The 2,254-nt window shown below is 30.8% G+C and carries 1 protein-coding gene and 1 pseudogene; both read left to right on the forward strand.

Going from position 1 to position 2,254, the window contains the following annotated elements; translation table 11 throughout:
* Positions 1 to 215: 215 nt before the first annotated feature.
* Positions 216 to 1,847 carry a putative polysaccharide biosynthesis protein gene (locus BMX60_RS11735; protein WP_177159815.1) on the forward strand — a complete coding sequence of 544 codons (1,632 nt, stop codon included), beginning with the start codon at positions 216 to 218 and terminating at the stop codon, positions 1,845 to 1,847.
* Between the two features lie 173 nt (positions 1,848 to 2,020).
* Positions 2,021 to 2,254, forward strand: a pseudogene (locus tag BMX60_RS11740) (IS607 family transposase); the annotation flags it as partial.

Genomic DNA, 2,254 nt, shown 5'->3' on the forward strand with positions numbered 1-2,254 from the left:
GAGCAGAAATGTATCCCAAAGATTATATAGGAGTTCATGGAGAGCACTATAAAATATAAATGAATTTAAGTGCGCCGAATGGCGCTTTTTTTAAATAATACATAGATTATTTTGCCCTTTAATTTTAAAGAAAGGCTGTGTTCTTACTAGAATTTATGTATAATAAAGATATATTAGATTACGTTTAGTTTTTATGGGTAAGGAGAGGAAGTATTGTGCATAAACAGGAAAAATCTTTTGTAAAAGGAGCAGTTATTTTAGCATCTGCAGGTATAATTACAAAAATTCTAGGAGCGGTGTATAGAATTCCTTTATATAATTTAATAGGAGATGTGGGTATGGGCTATTTTCAAATGGTTTATCCTATTTATGCCGCTTTATTAGCCATTTCTACAGCAGGGATACCTGTAGCAGTTTCTAAAATGGTTGCAGAAAGAATGGCAGTTGGTAATGTTAAAGGGGCCTATCAAATTCTTAAAGTTGCTTTAACTTTAATGTTAGTAACAGGTCTATTCTTTTCTTTACTTCTATATTTTGGGGCAGAATATTATGCTAACAGAATATTGGGAACACCATTAGTAGTATATTCCCTTAAGAGTGTAGCACCAGGTATCTTTTTAGTAGTAATAATGGCTGCCTTTAGAGGTTTTTTCCAGGGTAATCAAACAATGATCCCAACTGCCCTTTCACAAGTAGTAGAACAAATAATTAGGGTAATAACAATTTTTTATTTGTCATGGCTATTATTACCAAAGGGAGTAGAATTTGCCGCAGCAGGGGCAACCTTTGGAGTAGTTACAGGCTCATTGTCTGGGGTAGCTGTTTTGTTAATCTTTTTCCTTTTTCATAGAAGTAAGACTAAAGAATTATCTGTTAATAAGGAAATAGTTCAAATTAGTGCAGGACAAACTTTAAAACAAATGTTATTATTAGCATTACCAATAACTCTAGGTAGTTTAGTTTTACCCCTAATTCAAATGGCAGATGCCACAATTTTACCTAGAAGGCTTCAAACAGCAGGTTTTTCTAGAGAAGAAGCAGCGGCCTTAATAGGACATTTAACAGGGGCAGCAATGCCATTAGTTAATGTTCCAACTTTGTTTACTATTGCCATTGCTCAAAGTCTAGTTCCTTCAATTTCAGAAGCTAATGCATTACAAAATATAAAATTAATTAAATCAAGGGCTACTTTAGCAATTAAATTGACTTTACTCATAGGTTTGCCTTCAGCGGTGGGATTATTTGTATTAGCAAATCCCATTAGTATTATGTTATACAATGACTTGGCAGTAGCTGTACCTCTAGTAATAGTATGTTTTGCTATTATCTTTTTAACATTACAGCAAACTACAAGTGCCTTGTTACAAGGGTTAGGTAAAACTGTGGTACCGGTAGTTACCCTTTTAATGGGTGTATTATTAAAGGTTATTTTGAATTACTTTTTATCTGCAATACCAGTTATCAACATTAAAGGAGCTGCCATTGGAACAGTAGCCAGTTATTTAGTTAGTTCTACTTTAAATTTAGTAATTTTTATAAATATAGTTGGTTTAGCTTTTAGTATTATGGATTTTGTTGTTAAGCCATTAATAACATCTGGAGGTATGGGATTAACGGTATATCTCGCATATCCTTTAACTTTTAGACTTATTTCCCGATTAAACTTAGTATCTAGTGAAAGATTAGCAGTTTCGGGGGCAGTTTTAGTAAGTGTAGGTTTAGGGGTAGTTGTGTATGGATTATTACTTTTATTATCTGGGGCAATAACTCAAAAGGATTTAGAATCTATCCCTAAAATAGGACATAAGTTAACCAAAATTTTAATCAAACTTAAAATATTTAGGTAGGTTATGATATGGAAAGGGTAGTATATCAACCTAAAAAAAGAGATTTACAAATATTAGAGGCTATATATAGTCATAAAAATAAATAAAAAAAGAAATAATATTGAAAATTTTAATAATTATACTATTATTAAAATGAATATATGTTATAATTATCTCATAAGGAGATGATTATAATGAAATCAAAAGAAGTTTTGGATTTATTAAATATATCAAGACCTACTCTAACAAAATATGTAAAAGAAGGCTTGATAAAAGTAAGTGTTCTACCTAATGGTAGATATAATTATGACAAAGACAGTGTATATAAACTATTTTAACAAAGGAGTAGAAAGAAAAACTTATATTTATGCAAGGGTTTCTACTCCAAAACAAAAAGCTGATTTAGATAATCAAATACAATTACTAAA

This window comes from Anaerobranca gottschalkii DSM 13577, from assembly GCF_900111575.1.
Lineage (GTDB): Bacteria > Bacillota > Proteinivoracia > Proteinivoracales > Proteinivoracaceae > Anaerobranca > Anaerobranca gottschalkii.